Below are 21804 nucleotides of genomic sequence, written 5' to 3'. Positions count from 1 at the left end.
GGTTTCTCAGAGATGCTAAATGTTGTCACAATTATTCACAAGTGAATTGGAAAGTCGTTTTTGAAAAGAAAAAGAAAGTGTCAACACTTTATGAATTTAGGTGATTTAAGCGGAAGTAGTTAAAATAACCAACTTTAAATTTTTAGAGTTTTAAACTTTTGCTAATGGTGAAGAAATAATTTTAAAATTTTATGAGTCGTTTGTTTGAAAAGCAAAATGAGATTAACATTTTATAGCTGATGGTAAAAATATATTTTAAATTCTATTTTTTTAAATTTCATGGCATTTGATAAATTGTTATTTCAAGCGGGCAAAGCGATAACTATAAAAGCTGAATACAAGTATAAAAGGTAAGCCTATAGCCCAGATTGGAGGAAGAACTTGCCTTTTAGCTAACACTTGGGACGCATCCATAAGCATGTAAAAAGCAATTAGGCCAAATAGAGAATAAATATAAATAAAGAAAATAGGTATCTGGCGCGAAAAGCGAACGCAAGAAGGAGCTGGTGCTAAAATCGCTAGCAGACAAAGCCAAGGCATGAGAAGTTTCCAGTAAAATGCAGTCGCAATTTTGCTTTCTTTTTCACTTAAGTTGGCGAAAAGACCGGGCTGTTGAAAAAATAGATTTGTTAAAGGCAAAATATCGGGATCTAAAATAGCAGATTGCAAAAGTTCTTGGTTAAATAGCAAACTTTTAAATTCATATTGACTATATGACTGTTGTTGTAATAGTTCGCCGTTAGGCTGTCTTAAAAGATGATCAACAAAATAACCGACAGGTATTTCTTTATTTGGGCATAAATATTTGGCTCGATAAATACTATCGATCGATTCAATCCAGTATACATCAAAAAATTCTTCTTTTTCACTGTCATAATTTTGATAAAGTAAAAGAGATCTATCTTCTAGAACGACATGTTTAACGGTAATTTCCGGCAATTGCCGTTTTTTTTGGTGCTTTGTTGCGTTTTCGAGATGGCGTAACTTTTTAAGGGCGGAAGGCAAAACAAACTGTTCATTTAGATAAAGTAAGCAAACAAATGTTAAGGCAATCATAAGAAAAGGACGCATCAAAGTTTTCAGTTTGATTCCGCCTGCCATCAGAGCGACTAATTCTTGATGAGTATTTAAAGTACAAACTGTTTTAATAAATGCAATCAATAAAGCAAGCGGAATGAGAATTTCCGCTCGACTCGCCAGAATAAAAAGATAATAGCGAATGAGTTCTCGTATACGCAGCTGTATATGATGATGTGGAAGAGCACTTGTATGACTTGCATAGTCAATGAGAACATACAGACCATAAAAACAAACTAAAAAAAGAAGAAAAACTTTAATAAATTCACTGACAAAATATCTTTCCCAAATGCTTCTAAACATTATTCAATTCCATTGCTAATTCGATTGAGTGTCCAAAGTGAAATGATATCGATCAGGATGAGAGGTAAAAGATATAAAACGAAAGAAAGATAAAACTGTTGATCTAATCCCTTAGCCAAAAAAAAAGTTGTCAGATAAAATGTTGTTAGGATTATAACGATCAATAAATTTTTATGTTTACGTTGCCGGCTAATATTCATTCCAAAAGCAGTTCCCATAAGTGTGAAACTTATCACAGCAAAAGCAATTGATGACCGTTTAGCGATTTCTGAAAGGCTTTTATGAAATTGCCCTTTTAAATCTTTGACAATAACAGGATTTTTATTTTCTAATTTTGCTTGGCGAAATGCCTGCTTCTGTTCCTGAGCGCGAATTAAAAGCAAAGGGAGCTTAAGATAGTCATTATTCACAGTCCAGACTTTTTTTTGCAAGATTTGAGAAAAATCCTCAACATGGGTAGTAGATTCTTTCATATTTTCAATCAACAAGTCATCAAAAGCGTTCTCTTGATTGAGAGATGTTGTTGTTAACAACGTGGCTCCTTGAGCAGTAAAAATAGAAGAAGATGCTTTAAGTTGTTTTGCAATGAATAAGTTAATTCTTTGATGGTGCTGACTTGGAATCGCAAAAACAGCATCGGTAGCCATTTCTCCTACCCGAGAAGGGCCTAAAGAGTCAAAATAGAGTCCTTTAAGCCTCATTAGATGCTTATTATTGAGAAGCAGTAAAGGATTAATCGAACGGAGTTCACTTTTAAGAATATTTGTTTGAAGGTGAGTTTGCGTAGCGACTTCGGAAACTATCCAAAAGTTGAAAATCGTGAGAAAGGCGGCTGTTAATAAAATGGGCGCAAGAAGATCTTTTAAAGCAAAACCGCAAGCACGTAAAGCTGTTAATTCATGTGTATTAGAAAGGCGCTGAACAAAAATTAGAGAGGCAATCAAACACGAAAGAGGAAGTGCTATAGGAAGTATATAAGGTATTTGATAAAACGCAAACAATAAAATGTAAGAAATCGGAGCTCCTAATGCAGCGAAGTTGGCGATTTCATCCAAACGCATTGTAAGTAAAATCGAAATGAATGCAAAGACGCAAGCGAAAACAATTTTTAAAAAATGGTTAATGGAGTAACGCCACAAAATAGGGATCACAAATTTTTCCAACTATATAAAGAGGTTTATAGGCAAAACTAAAAAGTAGTTATTTATACATTTATTTTTCAATTTGGTATGATGTGCCTACTAGATTAATTAATCACCGAATTTGATACAATAGAGCTTACTAAACACGGGTTCAATGCAGTCGAGTTATTCAGAAAAGAAGAAAGCAGATTTCTAGACAATTTTTCAGAAATGAGGATGAAATGTGAAACAAGAATGGTATATTTCCATTAATGGATTTAAAGAAGGCCCTTTTAGTCCTGGTGAGCTTAAAGCAGATGTGCGCGTTAATCCGGATACTTTAGTTTGGAAGAAGGGATTTAAGGAATGGGTTCAAATACGTTTTATCAAAGAACTAGAATCCGTATTTAAGGATGAGCCTTTATCGTCTAATCACGAAATTAGAAGAGAACCTTTATCTCCAAAATTGGTTGATGAAGAGGGAACGTTAACTATTCAACAGGATCCTTTTCCATTCTTACTTTGGATTTTGATTTTGCTTCTATCTTTAATTTATGTCTTGTATTTGCTTAAAAAATGAGAAACTAAATGTGATTAATCAAGTTAAAAGATTTATCAAAAAGTATTGTAAATCAACACAACCACTTCTATTAGCTCTTTCAGGAGGCGCTGACTCTCTTTCTCTTTTTTATTGTTTACTTGCTTGCCGATTAGAAGGAATTCTCTCTTTTCATGTTGCTCATGTTGATCATGGCTGGCGTGAAGAGAGTACCAAGGAAGCAACCATATTGAAAAATTTAGCAGAGCAACACCACGTTCCTTATCATCAGCTGAAAATCGATCTCTCGCAATTAGCTGGAAATTTAGAAGATGCTTGTCGAAAACAACGCCAGAAATTTTTTAAGGAAATTTGCCTGCAAAATAATTTACAAGCTGTTTGTTTAGGGCATCAACAAAATGATCAAGTGGAGACTGTTTTAAAAAGAATCTTAGAGGGATCTCACTGGTCTCATTTTGACGGATTAAAAGAGAGAATGTGGCACGATCAAGTCCAGTTTTTACGTCCTTTACTAGGAATTCAAAAAGATGAGATCTTAGCTTTTCTGAAAGGAAATCAACTCAAAGCGTTTGAAGATGGGACAAATTGTGACGAAAGATTTATGAGAGCTCGCATGCGACGAACTATTATTCCAGACTTAAATCGATCCTTTGGAAAGAAAATAGACAACTCATTAGTTTACATTGCATCTGAAATGAGTGAATTAAAAAAATATTTTTTAGGCCGGGTGTCTCCTTTACTAGGTCAGATCGTTAAAGGTCCTTTTGGAGTCTATTTAAACTTAGCCAACTATCCCTCTATAGATCTGGTTGAAATCAAGTATCTTTTACATTTAATCAGCGAACAAGAATTATTTTTTCTATCTCGACAAATCCTTCAAAGAGCATCAGAGGCAATTGAAAAGTTGGAGCCCCAACTGAGTTTTGAGATGGGAACTAAAAAAATCGTTATCGATCGAGGACATTTTTTTATTCTTTCAAAAAAATCTGCATGTAAGAATCCAAACTTGCAAATTTCTGGCTCTAGCCTTCAGTATTATGGGAAATGGATGATAAAAACGAATGAGAGTTTCTATCATCAAAATTTACAAGCTTCAACGTGGTTAGATGGATGGCGTGGTTATTTAAAAACATATCTTCCTTTGGGTAAGTATGTATTAGGGCAGGCCTCTAAACACGCCAAACTTTTAAGACATCACTCCACAATCAATAAATGGTGGAGTTCGCATCACGTTCCTCCCTTTTTACGCTCTTTTTTTCCAGTAATTTGGCAACATAATGAAATTGCTCATGAATTTTTAACTGGTTTAGAAAGACAAAATTTGCAAGAAGGAGAAAAATGTTTGCAAATAGAATTAAGTTATCTTACATAAGAAAAATACAACAACATATCAGAATTTTTTTGATTTCAATGTGAGATGTTGTAGTAAATTAAAAAATATCTTAAGTTGTGGATTTTGTGGGAATTGGAATTTAGTTTATGTTTGTATGGTGAAACCATAAAAATTTTCATCTCATATCCTTACAACCAGTTCGCTAAAAAATATCAACTAGAATGAGCGAGAGAAACTTTACAAGAAGTCTATTATTGAATGCGAATACTTCCTGTGGTAGAATGAACAAACCAATGCAATTATTAGTACAGACTTTTTCTAGATAGTGATTGAGAAAAGGTCGTCAAATCGAATGTTAGGAAATTATGTCAGACGATAACAAGCAAGATTTTAAAAAGGGAATTTCAAACAGCTTTGTTTGGTTTCTCATGGCCGCCTTTTTGTTTGCCTTAATGGTACAAAATTTTATTGATACCAAATTTGCCAAAGTGTCTTTTAGCTATCAGTTAGAACATTTAGTCAATTTACAGCTTTTACAACCGGAAGATAGTCGTAAAATTGCTTTAAATGACAATTTGGTGACTTTCAGCGGTAAATTTAGAGATAGGCTGACAGAAGAAGGGAAAACGCGTTATAAATACTTAGAGTTACTTGACACGAATCATGAACTTAAAGCTGAACAAGCACGTGTTAAAGATGAAATTAAAACTCTGAAAACAAAAGTTTTCGATTCTGCTAGTTTGTTTTTGCAATTAAGCGGCTTATCGATTCCTAAGGGGGGATATGTTGTTGTCGATGACATGTACAATACTCCCGAAGAAGATCAGAGTGTGATTATTAAAGATTTACCGAAGTCTGCTGTCGAAAGTTTGGTTAGCTTGGAAAAAGAATATGAAGCTGCTCGACAAAATCCAACGGCAGAGTCTTTAAAAAATTTAGGTAACTTAATCAATGAACTTTTAAGAAATTTGCGTTCGCCCGCTCTTGGAATTGGATCTGAAACAATTAAGCAATCCCTTAAAGGAATTGATAAAGAAGTGGCAGATAGTGGAACGACTTCTTTATCTGAACAATTAGCTGCTTATGGTCATGCTTTAGTTAGCCTAAAAGCTATTGTCGATGAATTAAATCATGAAGAGGATCACATTCGTTTAGCCAAACTACGAAGTGTTCGTAATTATAAAGAAACGTTGGATGAATATAATCAAATCAACACACGCTTAGATGATAATCAAATTCAGTTAGACAAGGCTCGTCAATCCGTATCGAATGTTATTTGGTATTTTAACAACCAAGAGCTTTCAACAAAAGCTTTAGAAAAACAAGATCCTGAAGTTTACAATCAATGGTTTAGCAAAGCTAAAGAAGAGTGGGCTAATTTTAGCCACAATCGAGGAGGCATTTTTAGAGCCCCAGATCAACCTCTTAACGCTGTCCTTGAAAAAACCTTCAAAAGCGAAGAACCTTCTCCAAATTATTTTAGCTACTTGTTTACCTTATTACCTGTTTTATTAGTAATTTTAGTTTTGTATATGCTTTTTGCAAGGCAAATGAAGGGGATGGGTAATACGGCAATGAATTTTGGAAAATCTCCAGCCCGGCTTCTCAATAAGGGAGATAACAAAATTACATTCAAGGATGTAGCTGGAGTAGATGAAGCATTAGAAGAACTTCAAGAGATTGTAGAGTTTTTAAAGAACCCTCAAAAATTTACTTCGCTTGGTGGTAAAATTCCAAAAGGCGTTTTATGCATTGGTCCTCCAGGAACAGGTAAAACATTGATAGCAAAGGCTGTAGCAGGGGAAGCCGACCGCCCATTCTTTTCTATTTCGGGTTCCGACTTCGTAGAAATGTTTGTAGGAGTAGGAGCGAGTCGAATTCGAGATCTATTCGAACAAGCAAAAAAAGCGGCTCCTTGTATCATCTTCATGGATGAAATTGATGCTGTGGGCCGCCACCGCGGAGTTGGAATGGGTGGAGGTCACGACGAACGAGAGCAAACATTAAACCAACTTCTTGTTGAAATGGATGGTTTTGACACGAATGAAGGTGTTATTTTAATGGCTGCGACTAATCGTCCAGATGTATTAGACAAAGCGTTATTACGTCCAGGCCGTTTTGACAGACGAGTCATTATTGGATTACCAGATATTAAAGGTCGTTATGACATTTTAAAGGTTCATGCTCGACGCATTAAAATGGATCCTTCAATCGATTTAATGGCAATTGCACGCAGCACCCCTGGTTCTTCTGGAGCTGATTTGGCAAATATATTGAATGAATCTGCTTTACTTGCTGCTCGTAAAGGAAGGACAGCTGTCACTGCGCAGGAAACGATTGAAGCTCGTGACAAAGTTTTGTATGGAAAAGAGCGGCGAAGCTTAGAAATCGATGAAAATGAAAAAAGAACAACAGCTTACCATGAATCAGGTCATACTGTTGTCGGATTAATTGTGAAAAGCGGAGATCCTGTCGATAAAGTAACCATCATACCTAGAGGAATGTCTTTAGGGGCGACTATGTTTCTTCCTAAAAAAAATCGTGTGAGCTATTGGAAACAAGAACTGCATGATCAACTTGCTGTCTTGATGGGTGGACGTGTCGCCGAAGAAATTTTTGTCGGAGATGTGTCTAGCGGCGCTCAACAAGATATTGAACGGGCAACGCAATTAGCTCGCAGTATGGTCTGCAAGTGGGGTATGAGCGATAAATTAGGTGCTGTTGCTTATGATGAACGTTCGGAAGGTGGCGGTCAATATGGCTTTGGTGATCATCACGAGAAAACTTATTCTGATGAAACTGCACAAGCTATTGATTCCGAAGTCCGCCGTATTTTAGACGAAGCACTTGCTATTGCCCGTAAAATTATTTTGGATTATAAAGAACAGGTCGAGTTATTAACTCTGATGTTGATTGAGTTTGAAACACTTGACAGTGAAGATATCCAAGAAATTGTGGTTAAAAATAACTGGGATGCAGTTCGTAAACGTGAAAGATTAAAACGCGCAGCAGATTTACATAAAAAAGAAGCTGCTACACCACCACCTCCTCCTCCCAGAGAGGTTGATATTTCTAGTTCCGGAACAATACCGAACACTTTAGGATTGTCTTCTTAGGAAGGGCTATCTCTTTTCTTTAAACCCTAACCATAGAGTGGTTAGGGTTTTTTATTTCCGCTAATAAATCTATGCTTTAAGTAGTAAAATTTTTTATTTTTAGCTTTTAATATACATCTTCTAATCAATTAGTATTTCCCGTATGGAATAATAATTAAACTGATTTTATATTAAGTAGGGAATTAAAATTCCTGAAATTTGATAAGAAGCCATTAATTCTATAGCATGAATTACAAAAACAAAAGGGATATGGAAGGGAAATATCAGCAAACACTATGGTTGCTTATGTTTTGCGAAAACTTATTTCAAGGAAGTAACTAATTTAAGGAGAAAAGCCTTAAGTGATCGCCAGATTTGAAGCAGCATTAGCAGCAAATGAGTGACTAAAAGATGGGTTTGTAGTGGGGTTTATTTCTAATAAAATTTGTTGCTGCGATTTGCTCTTTTCGATTGATTTTATAATCGCTTAGGGGATTGACAATATTGTAGACATAAAGTTTATCAGGAATAAAACGAACTTTGTGAGCTGCCATTTCAAGCATTGGATACATCAACGCTTTATCCCACGAGACTCGAAAATATTCTCCTGATTCCGGATCTCGTAAATCTTCATCTTTGATTTCTCGAAAAAGTCGGTATTTGTAAGTTTTCAAATGGCCAAAAATATCCACAATTTCTCGATAAAGTTGTTGTTCGATGACAAATTCGGGAATGGGAAGAGCATAATTCATTTTTAAACAATCAGGGGGGTATGTTTGAAACTGTCCCCAGGTTAAATAAACATCTTCTTCACTGTATACCTTATCAAGAATGTTTAGCGTATTTTCATCGTATAACCAATCATCCCCATCTAGCATGACTATAACATCGTCTTCCTGAGGATTTAGATGATGAATTGCTTCCACAATGCTAGCTAAAGCACCCTGATTTTTTGAATGAAAGATAAATTTCCATTGATTACGATGGCAAAATTCTGAAATGATTTCTCTTTGTTTTTGAATTGTGGAAGCGTCATCAATCACACAAACTTCAAAATTTTTGTTCAATTGTTTTTCAACAGACCCTAATGTGTTTGAAATAAAATTAACGCTATTAAAAGAAGGAATGACAATTTTAAACTGACCTTTCATAAAAAAACCTTACGGCAAAGCTGCGTATTTTGGGAGTGATTTAATATAATGTTCCTCTAAAAGCTGTTCATCTCGACTAATTTTATGATCATTTAAAGGATTTTCAAGATTATAAATATAAAGAATGCGATCTATAAAACGAATGTGATGTCCGGCAAGTTCAAGTAATGGGTAAAAAAACGCCCGATCGCTTGTGACCATATAATATTCTCCGTTTAAGTTACGCAGATCTGAATCTTTAAGATGTTTCCAGAGGTGATATTTAAATGTTTTCAAGTGATGGTAAATCCACGGGGTTTGCCTATATAGTTGCTGATCAATAATTTCTTTGCTGACCGGTGCTGCATAAGTGATGTTTAAGCAATTTTTCGGATAGGTTTCAAAGGAGCCGTAAGTTAAGTAAACAGAAGGGAACTCATAAACCTCTAAAAGTGTTGAAAAGACGAGATGATCAGCCAACCAATCATCCCCATCGATAATCACAATAATATCTTCCCGATCACAGTTCAAAGCTTCTATTCCATTTTTAATACTAACAAGGGCTCCTTGGTTTTTTTGATGAAAAAGAGGCAGCCATCCATTTTTCGTACAGTATTTTTCAATTAAAGAGCGTTGCATTGGTAAGGTAGAAGCATCATCAATCACGCAAACATCCACGTCTCTAATCGTTTGATTTTCAATTGACTGAAGCGTTTTATCTAAGTATGAAACACTATTAAAAGAAGGAACAACAACTTTTAAACGTTCTTTCATTTTTTGCTCAAGGCTTGGGTTATTTTTATTTAACCTCAACATGGGAGATAAAAAATAAAATAGCAACATAGATTTCTAGATAGGATAGTGACAAATAACAAGAAAATCGTTAAGGCATAATTTTTTAAAAAATAAAAATTTTTTTAGGTATTATTTTTTCTTATTTTCATTTATTAAAAAAAATTAGATTAATTAAAAAACTTAATAAATTGCTTACAAATACCTCTGAAAATATTTGAATAAATACAATTATTAGGTAGTCCTGAACTGTAATGCTCGATGCCGATTGTAGTCGCAAATGAAATAGTTGTTCATACCAATAGCGACTAATGTAAAAATAATTGGCTAAGTCTACTCTATTTACTCCTAAAGATTCATGGATCGACCCTTAAAAAACTTTAGTTGAGAACTTTAACCATTAAAGCAAAAAGTTTTTTTGAAAGTTATCAAGAAGAACTTCTTTTATTTAAAGGGTTGTCACATTTCCTTAGAGAAATGTTTGTGATCTGTAAAGCAATGAACTTATCTCTTATGAATAGACGAGCAGTTTAATTGCCCTTTTCTTACTTTTGATCAAGAATATTTTTGCTTGTAGACATTAGCGTGGTTTATGAATTTTATAAAAGAGGAATAGATGGTGCTGAATTTGTTCAGCACCATAAAAGAAAAGCTATTGACTTTGTAAAGTGGCTTTGCGGCTCAATTTAATTTGTCCTCGTTCGTTGATATCGAGAACTTTTACCATGAGCATATCACCTTGTTTTACAAATTCATCTAAGCTGTTGATACGATTTACATCAAATTCAGAAATATGACAAAGGCCTTCTTTACCGGGAAGGATTTCCACAAAAACACCAAAGGGTGCAATAGAAATGGCTTTTCCAGAATAAATTCTACCAATCTCAATTTCAGCGGTCAGACCATGAATAATGGTTTTTGCTTTTTCAATGCTTACTAAATCTGTGGCAGCAATGTTAACAAGACCCGTATCATCAATATCAATTTGAACACCTGTCTGTTCGATGATTGCTCTGATTTGTTTTCCACCTGGGCCGATAACAACTGCAATTTTGCTTGGTTTAATTTGGATCGTTTCAATGCGTGGTGCATAACGAGACATTTCACCCTTATACGTTGGGCATACAGCTAGCATCTTATTTAGGATATGGACGCGACCCTCTTTAGCTTGTTTTAAAGCAACCCGCATAATTTCAATGGTAATGCCTTCTACTTTGATGTCCATTTGGAAAGCAGTAATGCCGTTTTGATCTCCGGTTACCTTGAAATCCATGTCACCGAGCGCATCTTCAATTCCCAGAATATCTGATAGGATAATAAAGCGTTCATTTTCTAATATTAGTCCCATTGCGATTCCTGCAACTGGACGTTTAATAGCCACACCTGCATCCATGAGCGCTAAGCAGCCTCCGCAAACAGTTGCCATAGAAGAGGATCCGTTAGATTCTGTAATGTTAGATTCCAAACGGATTGTGTAAGGAAATTGTTCTTTCGTGGGGATGACTGCCATTAAAGCTCTTTCCGCTAACTTTCCATGTCCGATTTCTCGTCTTCCCGGAGCCCCAACTCTTCCTACTTCTCCAACTGAGTAAGGAGGAAAAGAATATTGTAAGTAGAACCGGTTGTTACCTTCTCCTTCTAAATCTTCAAATCGTTGTGCCATTGAAGCACCGCCCAATGTACATACAGCTAATGCTTGTGTTTCACCTCTTGTAAATAAAGAGCTTCCGTGAGCGCGGGGGAGAAGACTTTGTTCAATATCAATAAATCGAATATCTGTTGATGTTCTTCCATCGGAACGAATATTTTCATTTAAAATCATTTGACGCATCATTTTAGAAGAGACGTCTTTAATGACACAAGCGATATGTTTGGCTGGGTATTTAGGCTCTTCGTTTTCTGGCATCAAACGATCATTGACAGCCTTGGTGACTTCAGCTAGGGCTTCTTCCCGTTTTTGCTTTTCACAGATTCGGAGTGCTTTTTCTAATAGGGGATTCGCAATTGATTCTACATCTGCATACAATTCTTTTGGTAATTGTCTAAGAGTTTCGCGATTTTTTGGTTTACCCACTTTTTCACGCCACTGTTTAAGAGTTTGGCAAATCATTTTGATGCTGCGATGGCCTATTTCAATAGCTTCCAATACTTGATCTTCTGTTAAGAAATCACAAAAGCCTTCGATCATCAAAACAGCTTCCTCGGTTCCGGCTATCAACAAATCTAGTTTAGATTGCTTTTGTTGTTCTATAGTTGGGTTGACGATAAATTGAGCATCAATAAACCCTACACGTACAGCTCCAATAGGTTTAATAAGAGGAATATCGGAAATGACTAGAGCTGCTGAAGCTCCACAAATTGCTAGAGGTTCTGGTGAGTTAATTCCATCATAAGACCAAACAAAAGAGAGAAGTTGAACTTCATTGTAATAACCTTCTTCAAACATTGGGCGAATAGGACGATCGATTAAACGAGAAACAAGAACTTCTTTCTCAGTCGGACGACCTTCTCTTTTAATAAATCCACCAAGTGTTTTACCTGCTGACGAAAATTTTTCCTGATAATCAACACGAAGAGGTAAAAAATCGGTCGTGGAATCAGCATTTGGGGCGGCACAAGCCGTTGTGAAGACAACTGTTTCTCCACATCGGACAACAACAGCTCCTCCAGCTTGACGAGCAATTTTACCTGTTTCAAAAATAATTTCTTGTGCACCAACAGGAACTGAAATAGTTTCACGTTGCATTAAATAATACTCCATAAAAAAAGAAAACTTTAATAAATCAAAATTGAAAATTCTATACGCATTTTTGAGAGGAAAAAATATTGTTTATGACCAACAATCTTTAGCCTAGCTCTTATTGGATCCTTGTAACAGTTTTGCCAAAGAAAAACTTTTGTTTATTCCCAATAAGAAATTTGCAAGAATCTATGGGAGGGGGTTAGCGTCTATTTGAATTAAGAAATTCATTTTATTTTCAAGGGTTATCTTATTAAAAACTTGATATTATTAGAAATAGCTTGAGCTACCCTAATAGAACCGATGAATTTAGCCCATGGCAATTTCTATAAATTTTTTAATCCAAGTTGATAATCCTAGAAAAAAATTAGGATAAAAGAATTGGTATGACCCAAGAAATTAAACAGGAATAGAACTCAGAAAACGCACTTCAAAAGCTTTTAAAGAACATTTTCTGATTTCTATTTCATTTTCACAATTTCTTTCTAAGAATTGCTAATTCTCCTTATATGGCTTCTTGCAAATTTTAAACTTTACTTTAAAAGGTTGTTTTATGCAAGAGTCCTAATAGCAAAAAGGGGCAGTTAAAGCTGCCCCTTTTTGCTGACTTTAAAGATTAAATTATCTTCGCAGTTTTAGTTTGTTAATCAACGTTTGATAGCGTTTTGTATCTGTTGAATTAAGATAGTCTAGCAAACGACGGCGTTGGCCGACGAGCTTAAGAAGTGCTAAGCGAGATCCATGATCTTTTGGTGCTCTTTTTAAGTGCTCTGTTAATTCAGTAATGCGTTCAGTTAAAATAGCAATTTGGACGTCTGCTGACCCTGTATCTTTTTCATGTAATTGGAACTTTTTTGTAATTTCTTCCTTGGTACCTTTGTCTAATGACATGAGGAATCCCCCGTATTTAGAGCCAAAAAGGCTAATGTTTTGAACATGATTTCTGTAAATAACTAATATAATAATAACAAAACCTTAATTTTCAGGCAAGAAAACATCTTAAAGAAGGACATGGAAAAGTATTTGAGCTTGTTTAAAAATACATGTGGAAGGGAATTTAACTCAAAATCTTTGTGTAAGAATAATTGAAGGATATGCTTTTTTATAAAATTTATATAAAGAACTTGCGTATAAAAGCTTATTTTTCAAAAAAAATAATTTTATATCAATGATTAAATAATTAAATTTTTGTATTTAAAATAACTTCAATATAAGTAGGCTGTTTTTCATAGCTCTCTTGTTTTATCACTCACTAATTGAGAAAGGATGCTGATGAACATTTGATATTTTTCCATTTGTAATTCATCCTAAATTCTTTCTTTAAATTTTTAGGTAGAAGGTAAATTTCGACATCCTTTTAATAATTGTCAATATAGGTCTTTTCTTTTTGTTAAATGATTTTAACATTATAAAAAGAATGTTTAGTTTCAGTATGTTGGTTCATAATTAATATTCGTAAATTTAAAACTTAACTTTACTTTATTCACTTAATAATTTTATTTCACACTCTCATTTAACTAAAATTTTTATTATGGATAATAAAAAATTTTTAATAATATGTATAACTAAATGCTAAGATTGGTTTGCTTTATTTATTATTATTTTAATAACTAAAACTGAATAAATTAATGTTTGTTAATTTTTTTTATTTAACAAAAATATTCTAAAATGGATTTTTAAAAGCAATGGTTTTCGTCTTTGTTAATCGGATATACAACTTTAGTAGCTTGTCTTTTAGAAGGTTTAAACCCTTAAATCGGAGATTTGTATTAAAGCTTTTTCAGTGTATTCGATTTTAATACTATCTATCCTCGATTTTGCATAAAAAAACTAATTTCAATAGCTATCCAAGTAAAATATAGCGTAATCTTAATGATCTACTAAACCTAATTTAAAAAGATGAGATAAACATTTCTAAATATTCCCCACAGATTAACAAGAACGATATTTTACGTTTTCCATTTCCCTAGCTCAAACTTCCCAATTTTTAATTATTGACCTAGAAATAGCGATGCTGATGAATTTCAATGTGATAAATAAGTGGTAATCATTTATTTACCACTTGTTTTTCCTTTTGCAAATATTCAATTAAATATCTCCTACGAAAAAAACGAAAGTCTCCCTCTAAAGTCTCCCTCTATTAATCCAATTGAATGATTTTGAAGCAATGATTTCTAAATCTGCACACTGTTTAAAACTCCGATTTTTATTATGCAATTTTGAATTTCAGATTTAAAAATATCACTTCATTATCTATGATCTGACTTGCATTTTACCAAATGGCCATGCTAGAGTTTTTTTTCTACATGCCAATCCAAATTTCCAATAACGAAAATCTAATTGTTATGAAGGGAATAAGAAAAACTTAACAATAGGTTAATTATGTACAAAAATACGACGTATAAAGAAAAATTTACCCTTCTAAAAGAGTTGCTGCCAAACGTGATTGACTCAGTAAAAAAAGATTTGAAAAATGAACATTTAAAAAAAGACTTTTATTTTGTCAAAAAGTTTTTAGGGACAAAAAACCTTAATAAGTTGACCACAGAAGAGTTAACAGAGGCTTATCAAAAAGCCATTGATGATGAGGAAAAAGGAGAAGAATTGGCAGAATTTGTGACTTCACGTTGGCTGCTTAAAAATAGTGAGCTGTATGAATTCTTTGAGAGTCATTTAACTGAAATTAGTCCAAATTTCACTGATTTGGAAGAATTATCTATTTCTCAAGCTCAGCCTTTAGTAGATAATGCTGTCAGTCAATTTGGAGCACTTAAAACGTACTTATTCGCTGTTTTAAACTCAGTTGTATTTCCGAAAGAAATTTTTCAAAAACTTGAGCAATTATCTCAAAAGCAAGATGTACAAGAAAAAGAACAAGCTCAATTAAATTTAGAGAAATTGAACGCAGATACAATGAGAAAAACTTTTACTGCTGAAATGGCTCGAGTCACAGATAAGTATGAAAAAAAATTAGCTGGAATGCAAAAAAAATATATTGTTGATATGGAAAGTTTAAAAAAACAAATTTCACAGCTTCAAAGGAAACTGCAAGGGAAAGAAGCTTAATGAGTTTTCCTTGGACAATTCTCACGCAAAACGATGACGAACGTTTTATGTTGGAAGCCTTAAAAGAAGCGTGGAAGGCATTTAAAGCAGATGAAGTTCCTGTGGGAGCAGTTCTTGTTAAAGATAAACACATTATTGCTCGTGGTTTTAATCAAGTTGAAATGTTGAAAGATGCGACTGCCCATGCAGAAATGCTTTGTTTGACTGCAGGAGAATCGGCGCTTGACAATTGGAGGCTTTCTGAAACCATCCTTTATTGTACAGTGGAGCCGTGTAGCATGTGTGCAGGAGCGATGTTTCTGACTCGAATAAAAACTTTAGTTTGGGGGGCTCCAGATTTAAGACATGGCGCAAATGGCAGTTGGGTCAATCTCTTTGATGAAATCCATCCTACCCATGCGATCGAGATACGAAAACATGTCTTACAAAACCCCTGTGCACAAATTCTGAAAGATTTTTTTCAATTACAAAGAGAGAAAAAAGTAGAGAAAAAAAGTAAGGATAAAACTTCTTTACATAAAATTAAGTGATATAAAAAATGAGTTTGTGGAAGGAAATAGAAAAAATTTTGCAGGAAATGGTGGAAGGACAGCGAAAAACTCTTTTGAATTGTGGTCAAAGGATCATTCCATTTTTGACAACGGACGATATTTTGCAGCCTAATGATTTTGCTGAATTAGAAAATAATCCCTGCTTTCGCTATGAAGAAGGGATTTTAGCTGGGATTCTTAGTGTTCAAATAGCATTGAGGGCTAAACAAGCAGAAATTTCAGAGAATATTAATGGAAAAATTTGAAATGGTTACCATTGACATAAGCGAGAGTAAGAATAGGGCGACTTGATTCGGAGGGGTTAAGAATTTGTCTCATTTCGTCAGCTGTATTAAAATTAAAAATAATTTCGATTGGAATTTTATAAATCATTGCTAAAGCATGCACATGTGCAGTTCCACAATAAAATTGATCTTTAGAGGATTTGTTAATATATTCTTCCGGATCATATCCTCCTATTTTTTGATCATTCAATTCTTGTATCGAGCTGTACAAACTTTTTAAATGTTCTCTTTTCTCTTTTAACTCCTGAGTTCGATCTCCAGCGGATTTTTCTAATTTAGCGATATCCTCTTTAATAATTGCAATAACACTTTGAGTATCAATAATTTTCTTTTCAATAATTTCATTGTGATCAGTCATGCTTCCCAGCAGAGGTAACATGGCTTCTTCAGTGTTCTCATGCAAATAAATAGCAGCTTGAGCTCTTAAATGAGCGCTTGGTTCTTTTAGTAAAGCTTCTTCTTTTCCTAAATCTTTGGTTAATTGACGAGGGTCAACACTCCAATTTAATTGATTTAAAATTTCAGGTTCTTCGTATGTGAGCTTTATTCCTATGGCGATAGCACTGAATAGACAATTACCATTATCTGGAACGTCAATTGTTGAGGAATGGGCAAAAGGCCCTTCTGTCTTCGGACTATATGATGGGTTTACTTCCTGAGATGCACCTAATCCGATTAGCCTATTTTCGCCACTAATTGGCGATTTTGTGTCTATCAGTTTTTTTGAAGGTGGTGTGCCATCCAATGAAGTATCCTTTAGTCGATTAATTCCATTTTCTAAAGTATTAAAATCGTCTAGTTTTGCAAAATCTTCTTTTACTAAAGGAGGAGGCATTAAAGTTTGCTTAGGAATAGCGGGTTGTTCTAAATGAGTACGTTGTAAGATTTCAGCTACTTTTTCAGTTGGATTGTTTAGCGGAATGGAAGTTAAAGCAAAGGTTTGAGAAGTACTTTCTGGTTTAGTATTTTCTTTTTTAAAAACACGTTGTAAAATAGCTAAAATCCTTTGGGATGTGCTCAAGATTCTAGTCCATATTCTTCCTAGCCAGCTAGAGATTTTTTCTTTAAAAGATAATAAAGGAAGTTGTCGAAGAGAATGATTAATTGAATCAATAATATTCTTCATAATTTTTACTTTTTTTAATTTTATTATAATAATTATTTAATTAAATAAATTAAACTTTTTGTAAAGATTTGGTAAAGAGCTTATACGATTAGAACATTATTTTTAAGAGAAAAAAAGATTGTCATTTTTAGAAGGAATCTTTATTCTTATGGATTTCCATTGGTCAAAAAGGAATTTATGAGGGCTTGTTTTTTATCCAATGAACACTAATTTTATTAACGTTTCTCTTTGAGGAGTCTTATAATGAAAAAGAATACCCATCCACAGTATCAAAAAGTTTTGTTTATTGATTCAGCTTCTGGACATCGCTTTGTATGTGGGTCAACTTTAAAACCTGATGCAACTGAAAAGTTTGAAGGTGTAGAATATCCGGTTAGCTATTTATCAATTTCTTCTTCGTCTCACCCATTTTTTACAGGCAGTAAGCAATTGGTTGACTCTGAAGGACGTGTTGAGAAATTTAAGAAGCGTTTTGAACGTAAAAAAGAAGCTTCTCCAGCTGATACGTTACCTGAATCTGATTCAACAACTGAAAATGCATCGGTTGAGAAAAAAGCAGAGAAGAAACATATTATAGCAAAAGGCTCGAAAAAATAAATTTTTCGAAAAATCTGGTGTCAAAATAATTATTTACTAGTCAATTAAATTGTTTATTAAAGTTATGCCTAAATTCAAACTTATTTCTAATAGCAGTGTTTGATTACCAGATTTTTTTAATTCTAATTTTGATGTTTCCGCTTCAGTTTAAATCTAAGAGAGAGGTTTTTTGATCAGATAATTTCTAAGAAAACATTCTCAGCTTCATAAGGAATAAAAAGTAATTTTGATGGAAAAAAAAGTTCATAAACTTTTGGAACGTTTAGCCGAAGTTGAAGAAGTTCTTGGAAATCCTCATGTTTATGATGATCAAAAAAAATATCGAGCTTTAACACAAGAACATGCCTATTTAAATAATTTGAAAAAATCTTGGGATGAGAAAAAAGGTTTAGAAAAGCAATTAGAAGATAATCAAGAATTGCTTAAAATTGAAAAAGATTTAGAATTTGCGGAAGTGTTAAAAGATGACATTCGTCAACTTCAATCTCGTGTGCAAGAATTACAACTTCTTATTGAAAATTTACTTGTTCCACCCGATCCTTTAGATAACCGTCCCTCAATTATTGAGCTCAGAGCAGGAACAGGCGGTGATGAAGCTGCTTTATTTGTGGGTGACTGTGTAAGGATGTACAAGCTCTTTGCGGATTGTAAAGGGTGGCGTTATGAGTTACTCTCTTGTACTCCTTCTGAAATGGGAGGATTTAAAGAGTATGTAATGGTTTTATCTGGCGAGAATGTTTATCGTTTTATGCAATATGAAGCTGGAACTCATCGTGTACAAAGAGTTCCTGCAACTGAAGCTCAAGGACGTGTGCATACTTCAGCCATTACGATTGCCGTTTTACCTGAACCAGATGAAAATGAAGAGATTGATTTGGATGAGAAAGATTTAAGAATTGATACTTACCGATCTTCGGGTGCAGGAGGTCAGCATGTCAATACAACAGACAGCGCTGTCCGCATTACCCACGTTCCATCTGGTATTGTTGTTTATTGTCAAGAAGAACGTAGCCAGCATAAGAATAAAGACAAGGCGATGCGCCTTTTGAAGGCTAAAATGGCCGAAATCGAGCAACAAAAAAAACAACAAGAACTCGCCAGTACTAGAGCCCAACAAGTGGGATCGGGTGATCGCTCCGAACGAATTCGTACCTATAATTTTCCTCAAAATCGAATTACAGATCATCGAATCAATTTAACAAAATACAATTTAGATTATGTAATAAATGGAGATCTTGAAGAAATCACTTCAGCTCTTGTGGCTTATTTTCATCAAGAAAAGCTAAAAACAAGTAGAGAAGAATGACCTCTATTTTGGAGGGGCTAACATTTTTAACGCACGAATTAGCAAAAAAAGATAAAAGCCTAGCTAAGCGAGAAGCTCAAGATTTACTTGGCTCTATTCTCAAATGCGATCGTTCAACTCTTTATACTCGGCATTCTCAAGACTTGAGTTTAGAGGAATGGCAGACTTGTCAAAATTATTTAAAAAGACGCATGAAGGGAGAGCCTTTAGCTTATATCCACGGAAGCATTGATTTTTATGGCTGTTCTATCCAAGTTAACCCTTTCGTTTTAATTCCTCGGCAAGAAACAGAAATTTTAGTAGATAAAATTTCTACTTATCTATCTCATCAAAAAAAATTAAGCGGAAAAATTCTTTGGGACTTGTGTTCGGGATCTGGCTGTGTAGGGATTGCTTTAAAAAAGAAATTTCCTCAATTACGTGTCGTTTTGAGTGATTTATCTTCTGCCGCATTATCATTAGCGCGTTCGAATGCACAGGATAATCAGGTGGAAGTAGAATTTTTACAAGGCGATTTACTCGAGCCGTTTGAAGGGCGTAGAGCGCATTTTATTATTTGTAATCCTCCTTACATTTCTGAAGCAGAGTTTAAAGATTTAGATTTAGAGGTGAAAGAGTTTGAACCTAAAATGGCGCTTGTAGGTGGAGAAACTGGTTTAGAAATTTACCAACGACTTGCAGAGGTACTTCCTGATTATCTTTATCCTCATGCCAAAATTTGGTTTGAAATTGGCTATAAGCAAGGGGATTCTTTAAAGAAAATTTTCAAAAGCTCATATTGGAAAAGAGTCTTTCTTGAAAATGATTGGGCCGGCCATCATCGCTTCTTTTTCCTTGAAAATGAATGATTTTTTGAGTATCTTATTTACCTTTGAGAATTAAGCCCTAAAGTGGCGATTGAATTAATGAGAATTTTTGTTTTAAATTCGTATGAGAACAAGTCTTGAACGGTGTGGAAGGTTTGCAAAGGACTGTCTCTACCTTTAAAAGTTGCTCATTAAGCAAAAATGTTGCTTTAGAAGATTTTTGTTTTGATTTTTAAGAGTCTTGTTCAATGTCGATAAAAGTTGCATAGAGGATTTCATGCTAGGATCGTTAACAACACAATTACAAAATGTTTTTTCAAAGTTGAGCGGGAAAAAGCGCTTGACTGAAGAAAATATTTCTGATGCTGTTAACGAAGTTCGATTAGCGTTATTAGAAGCAGATGTTAACTATGGAGTCACTAAAAAGCTGGTCAAGAGACTCAAAGAACAGTCTTTGGGAGAGCAAGTTATCAAATCCGTCACACCTGGGCAACAGTTTATTAAAATTGTGCATGATGAGCTAGTGGCTTTAATGGGTGGTGAAGAAGCGACGCTCCATTTAGAAGGAAAACCTGCTGTCATTATGTTATGTGGTTTACAAGGAGCAGGTAAAACGACTCATTGTGCTAAATTAGCGAAATATCTGAAAAAGAAGGGATTATGTAAAAATCCTCTCTTGGCAGCTTGTGACTTACAAAGGCCTGCAGCTGTTGAACAGTTAAAAACTTTAGGGCAACAAATTCATGTCCCTGTTTTTACAATTGTAGGCGAAAAAGATCCTGTCCGCATTGCAAAAGATGCTTTAAAGCATGCACAAGAAGCACAGCATGATCTTCTGATTGTGGATACGGCTGGTCGGCTGCATGTCGACAATGAGTTGATGACACAATTAGAAAAAATAAAAGAAGTTTTAAATCCAGGTGAGATACTTTTCGTTGCTAATGCGACAACTGGGCAAGATGCTGTTAATGTTGCAACAGAGTTTAGTAAACGAATAGAAGTATCTGGAACAATTTTGACTATGTTAGATGGTAATGCCCGAGGAGGAGCAGCGATATCCATTCGAGAAGTAACGGGAAAACCGTTAAAATTCGAAGGGATTGGCGAGAAAGTTGATGATCTTCAATTATTCAATCCTAATTCGATGGCTGATCGTATTTTAGGAATGGGTGATACCATTAATTTAGTCAAAAAAGCTCAAGAACATATTAACGAAGAAGAAGCTCAAAAGCTCGAACAAAAAATTCGTTCGGCAACTTTTACTTATGATGATTATTTGAAACAAATTCAAACAGTCAAAAAGATGGGCTCTATTAAAAGTTTATTGGGTATGCTACCTGGGATGAATCAATTTCCTGCAATGGATTTTGATGAGAAAGAATTTTTTAAAGTTGAAGCGATGATCTTGTCCATGACTCGTGAAGAGCGGACGGAAAAAAGTGAATTAACAACCTCGAGACGTAAGCGCCTTGCTCAAGGAAGTGGAACTAAAATTGAAGATGTTAATAAACTAGTTAAATCGTTTAAACAAGCGAAGCAATTTTTTAAAAATATGCCAAATATGAAACAATTAGAAAAGATGATGGGAGGATCCCTATGGCGTTAAAAATTAGACTGCGACAGCATGGTCGCACAAATCGTTCATTCTTTCGTTTAGTTGTGACCGATGCTCGTTCACCAAGAGATGGAAAGTATGTCGAAGCCCTCGGTTGGTACAATCCAGTCGAAGCTGAAGATGATAAGAAATTATTTTTTAAAGCTGATCGTATTCAGCACTGGCTTAATTTAGGAGCTGAATTAACAGAAAGTGCTGCTTCTTTGATTAAGAAAACTTCTCCAGAAATTATTCGTGCTCAAACAGAGAAAAAATTAAACTCTCTTGCAAAGGCAGCAACAAAACGAAAAAAAAAGGACTAAA

The 21804-nt window shown here is 34.5% G+C and carries 18 protein-coding genes; 11 read left to right on the top strand and 7 right to left on the bottom strand.

Translation table 11 applies throughout. The annotated features are described in order from the left end of the window. Window positions 1-297 precede the first annotated feature (297 nt). Both TY19_RS03295 and TY19_RS03290 read right to left on the bottom strand, forming a co-directional pair. On the bottom strand, window positions 298-1380 hold the full coding sequence (locus TY19_RS03295) for an LptF/LptG family permease (RefSeq protein ID WP_042280142.1): 1083 nt from the start codon (window positions 1378-1380) through the stop codon (window positions 298-300). Next, window positions 1380-2531, bottom strand: coding sequence for an LptF/LptG family permease (locus tag TY19_RS03290; RefSeq protein WP_042280140.1), 1152 nt, complete (start codon window positions 2529-2531; stop codon window positions 1380-1382). The genes TY19_RS03295 and TY19_RS03290 overlap by 1 nt, the downstream gene beginning before the upstream one ends. Before the next feature lie 214 nt (window positions 2532-2745). Here TY19_RS03290 and TY19_RS03285 point away from each other — a divergent pair, with 214 nt between their 5' ends. The 3 genes from TY19_RS03285 (at window position 2746) to ftsH (ending at window position 7509) form a co-directional block, all read left to right on the top strand. Continuing rightward, the gene (locus tag TY19_RS03285) at window positions 2746-3081 is read left to right on the top strand and encodes a DUF4339 domain-containing protein (protein WP_042280137.1); all 336 of its coding nucleotides are present in this window, start codon (window positions 2746-2748) and stop codon (window positions 3079-3081) included. A gap of 10 nt (window positions 3082-3091) precedes the next feature. Continuing rightward, window positions 3092-4432 carry a tRNA lysidine(34) synthetase TilS gene (tilS, locus tag TY19_RS11545; protein ID WP_158383118.1) on the top strand — a complete coding sequence of 447 codons (1341 nt, stop codon included), beginning with the start codon at window positions 3092-3094 and terminating at the stop codon, window positions 4430-4432. 326 nt (window positions 4433-4758) lie between these two features. After that, window positions 4759-7509, top strand: a complete 2751-nt coding sequence (ftsH, locus tag TY19_RS03275) for an ATP-dependent zinc metalloprotease FtsH (protein WP_052354748.1) — start codon at window positions 4759-4761, stop codon at window positions 7507-7509. 383 nt (window positions 7510-7892) lie between these two features. On the opposite strand, the gene TY19_RS03270 is transcribed toward ftsH, so the two are convergent. From TY19_RS03270 to rpsO, 4 genes are all read right to left on the bottom strand, one after another. Beyond that, entirely contained in the window at window positions 7893-8639 is a 747-nt protein-coding gene (locus TY19_RS03270) for a glycosyltransferase family 2 protein (RefSeq protein WP_042280135.1), read from the bottom strand. A 9-nt stretch (window positions 8640-8648) separates the two neighbouring features. Continuing rightward, window positions 8649-9392, bottom strand: a complete 744-nt coding sequence (locus TY19_RS03265; protein ID WP_042280221.1) for a glycosyltransferase family A protein — start codon at window positions 9390-9392, stop codon at window positions 8649-8651. Window positions 9393-10062: 670 nt separating this feature from the next. Beyond that, window positions 10063-12156, bottom strand: coding sequence for a polyribonucleotide nucleotidyltransferase (pnp, locus tag TY19_RS03260; protein ID WP_042280133.1), 2094 nt, complete (start codon window positions 12154-12156; stop codon window positions 10063-10065). Window positions 12157-12771: 615 nt separating this feature from the next. Then, the gene (rpsO, locus tag TY19_RS03255; RefSeq protein WP_011175194.1) at window positions 12772-13041 is read right to left on the bottom strand and encodes a 30S ribosomal protein S15; all 270 of its coding nucleotides are present in this window, start codon (window positions 13039-13041) and stop codon (window positions 12772-12774) included. Window positions 13042-14532: 1491 nt separating this feature from the next. Here rpsO and TY19_RS03250 point away from each other — a divergent pair. Genes TY19_RS03250 through TY19_RS03240 form a run of 3 tightly spaced genes read left to right on the top strand, consistent with a single transcriptional unit; the run spans window position 14533 to window position 16012 of the window. Next, window positions 14533-15216, top strand: coding sequence for a hypothetical protein (locus TY19_RS03250; protein ID WP_042280130.1), 684 nt, complete (start codon window positions 14533-14535; stop codon window positions 15214-15216). Next, complete coding sequence (gene tadA, locus TY19_RS03245; protein WP_042280128.1) at window positions 15216-15746, top strand: tRNA adenosine(34) deaminase TadA; 531 nt, start codon at window positions 15216-15218, stop codon at window positions 15744-15746. Before TY19_RS03250 ends, tadA begins: the two co-directional genes overlap by 1 nt. Before the next feature lie 8 nt (window positions 15747-15754). Further along, the gene (locus TY19_RS03240) at window positions 15755-16012 is read left to right on the top strand and encodes a hypothetical protein (RefSeq protein ID WP_042280126.1); all 258 of its coding nucleotides are present in this window, start codon (window positions 15755-15757) and stop codon (window positions 16010-16012) included. On the opposite strand, the gene TY19_RS03235 is transcribed toward TY19_RS03240, so the two are convergent. Next, complete coding sequence (locus TY19_RS03235; RefSeq protein WP_042280123.1) at window positions 15996-17177, bottom strand: OTU domain-containing protein; 1182 nt, start codon at window positions 17175-17177, stop codon at window positions 15996-15998. The two genes, TY19_RS03240 and TY19_RS03235, sit on opposite strands and share 17 nt — an antisense overlap. A 243-nt stretch (window positions 17178-17420) precedes the next feature. On the opposite strand from TY19_RS03235, the gene TY19_RS03230 reads away from it, so the two are divergent. The 5 genes from TY19_RS03230 (at window position 17421) to rpsP (ending at window position 21803) form a co-directional block, all read left to right on the top strand. After that, on the top strand, window positions 17421-17774 hold the full coding sequence (locus TY19_RS03230) for a type B 50S ribosomal protein L31 (RefSeq protein WP_042280120.1): 354 nt from the start codon (window positions 17421-17423) through the stop codon (window positions 17772-17774). Window positions 17775-18003: 229 nt separating this feature from the next. Continuing rightward, window positions 18004-19080, top strand: coding sequence for a peptide chain release factor 1 (gene prfA / locus TY19_RS03225; protein ID WP_042280118.1), 1077 nt, complete (start codon window positions 18004-18006; stop codon window positions 19078-19080). Beyond that, on the top strand, window positions 19077-19928 hold the full coding sequence (gene prmC, locus TY19_RS03220) for a peptide chain release factor N(5)-glutamine methyltransferase (protein WP_042280116.1): 852 nt from the start codon (window positions 19077-19079) through the stop codon (window positions 19926-19928). The genes prfA and prmC overlap by 4 nt, the downstream gene beginning before the upstream one ends. Window positions 19929-20163: 235 nt before the next feature. Then, window positions 20164-21492, top strand: a complete 1329-nt coding sequence (gene ffh, locus TY19_RS03215) for a signal recognition particle protein (RefSeq protein WP_042280114.1) — start codon at window positions 20164-20166, stop codon at window positions 21490-21492. Next, complete coding sequence (gene rpsP, locus TY19_RS03210) at window positions 21483-21803, top strand: 30S ribosomal protein S16 (protein ID WP_011175205.1); 321 nt, start codon at window positions 21483-21485, stop codon at window positions 21801-21803. The genes ffh and rpsP overlap by 10 nt, the downstream gene beginning before the upstream one ends. The last annotated feature ends 1 nt before the right edge of the window (window position 21804 follow it).

Origin of the sequence: Candidatus Protochlamydia sp. R18, assembly GCF_000648255.1 — a bacterium.
GTDB lineage: Bacteria > Chlamydiota > Chlamydiia > Chlamydiales > Parachlamydiaceae > Protochlamydia > Protochlamydia amoebophila.
Note: the sequence above shows the minus strand (reverse complement) of the source record. Positions and strands in the feature narration are given on the sequence as shown.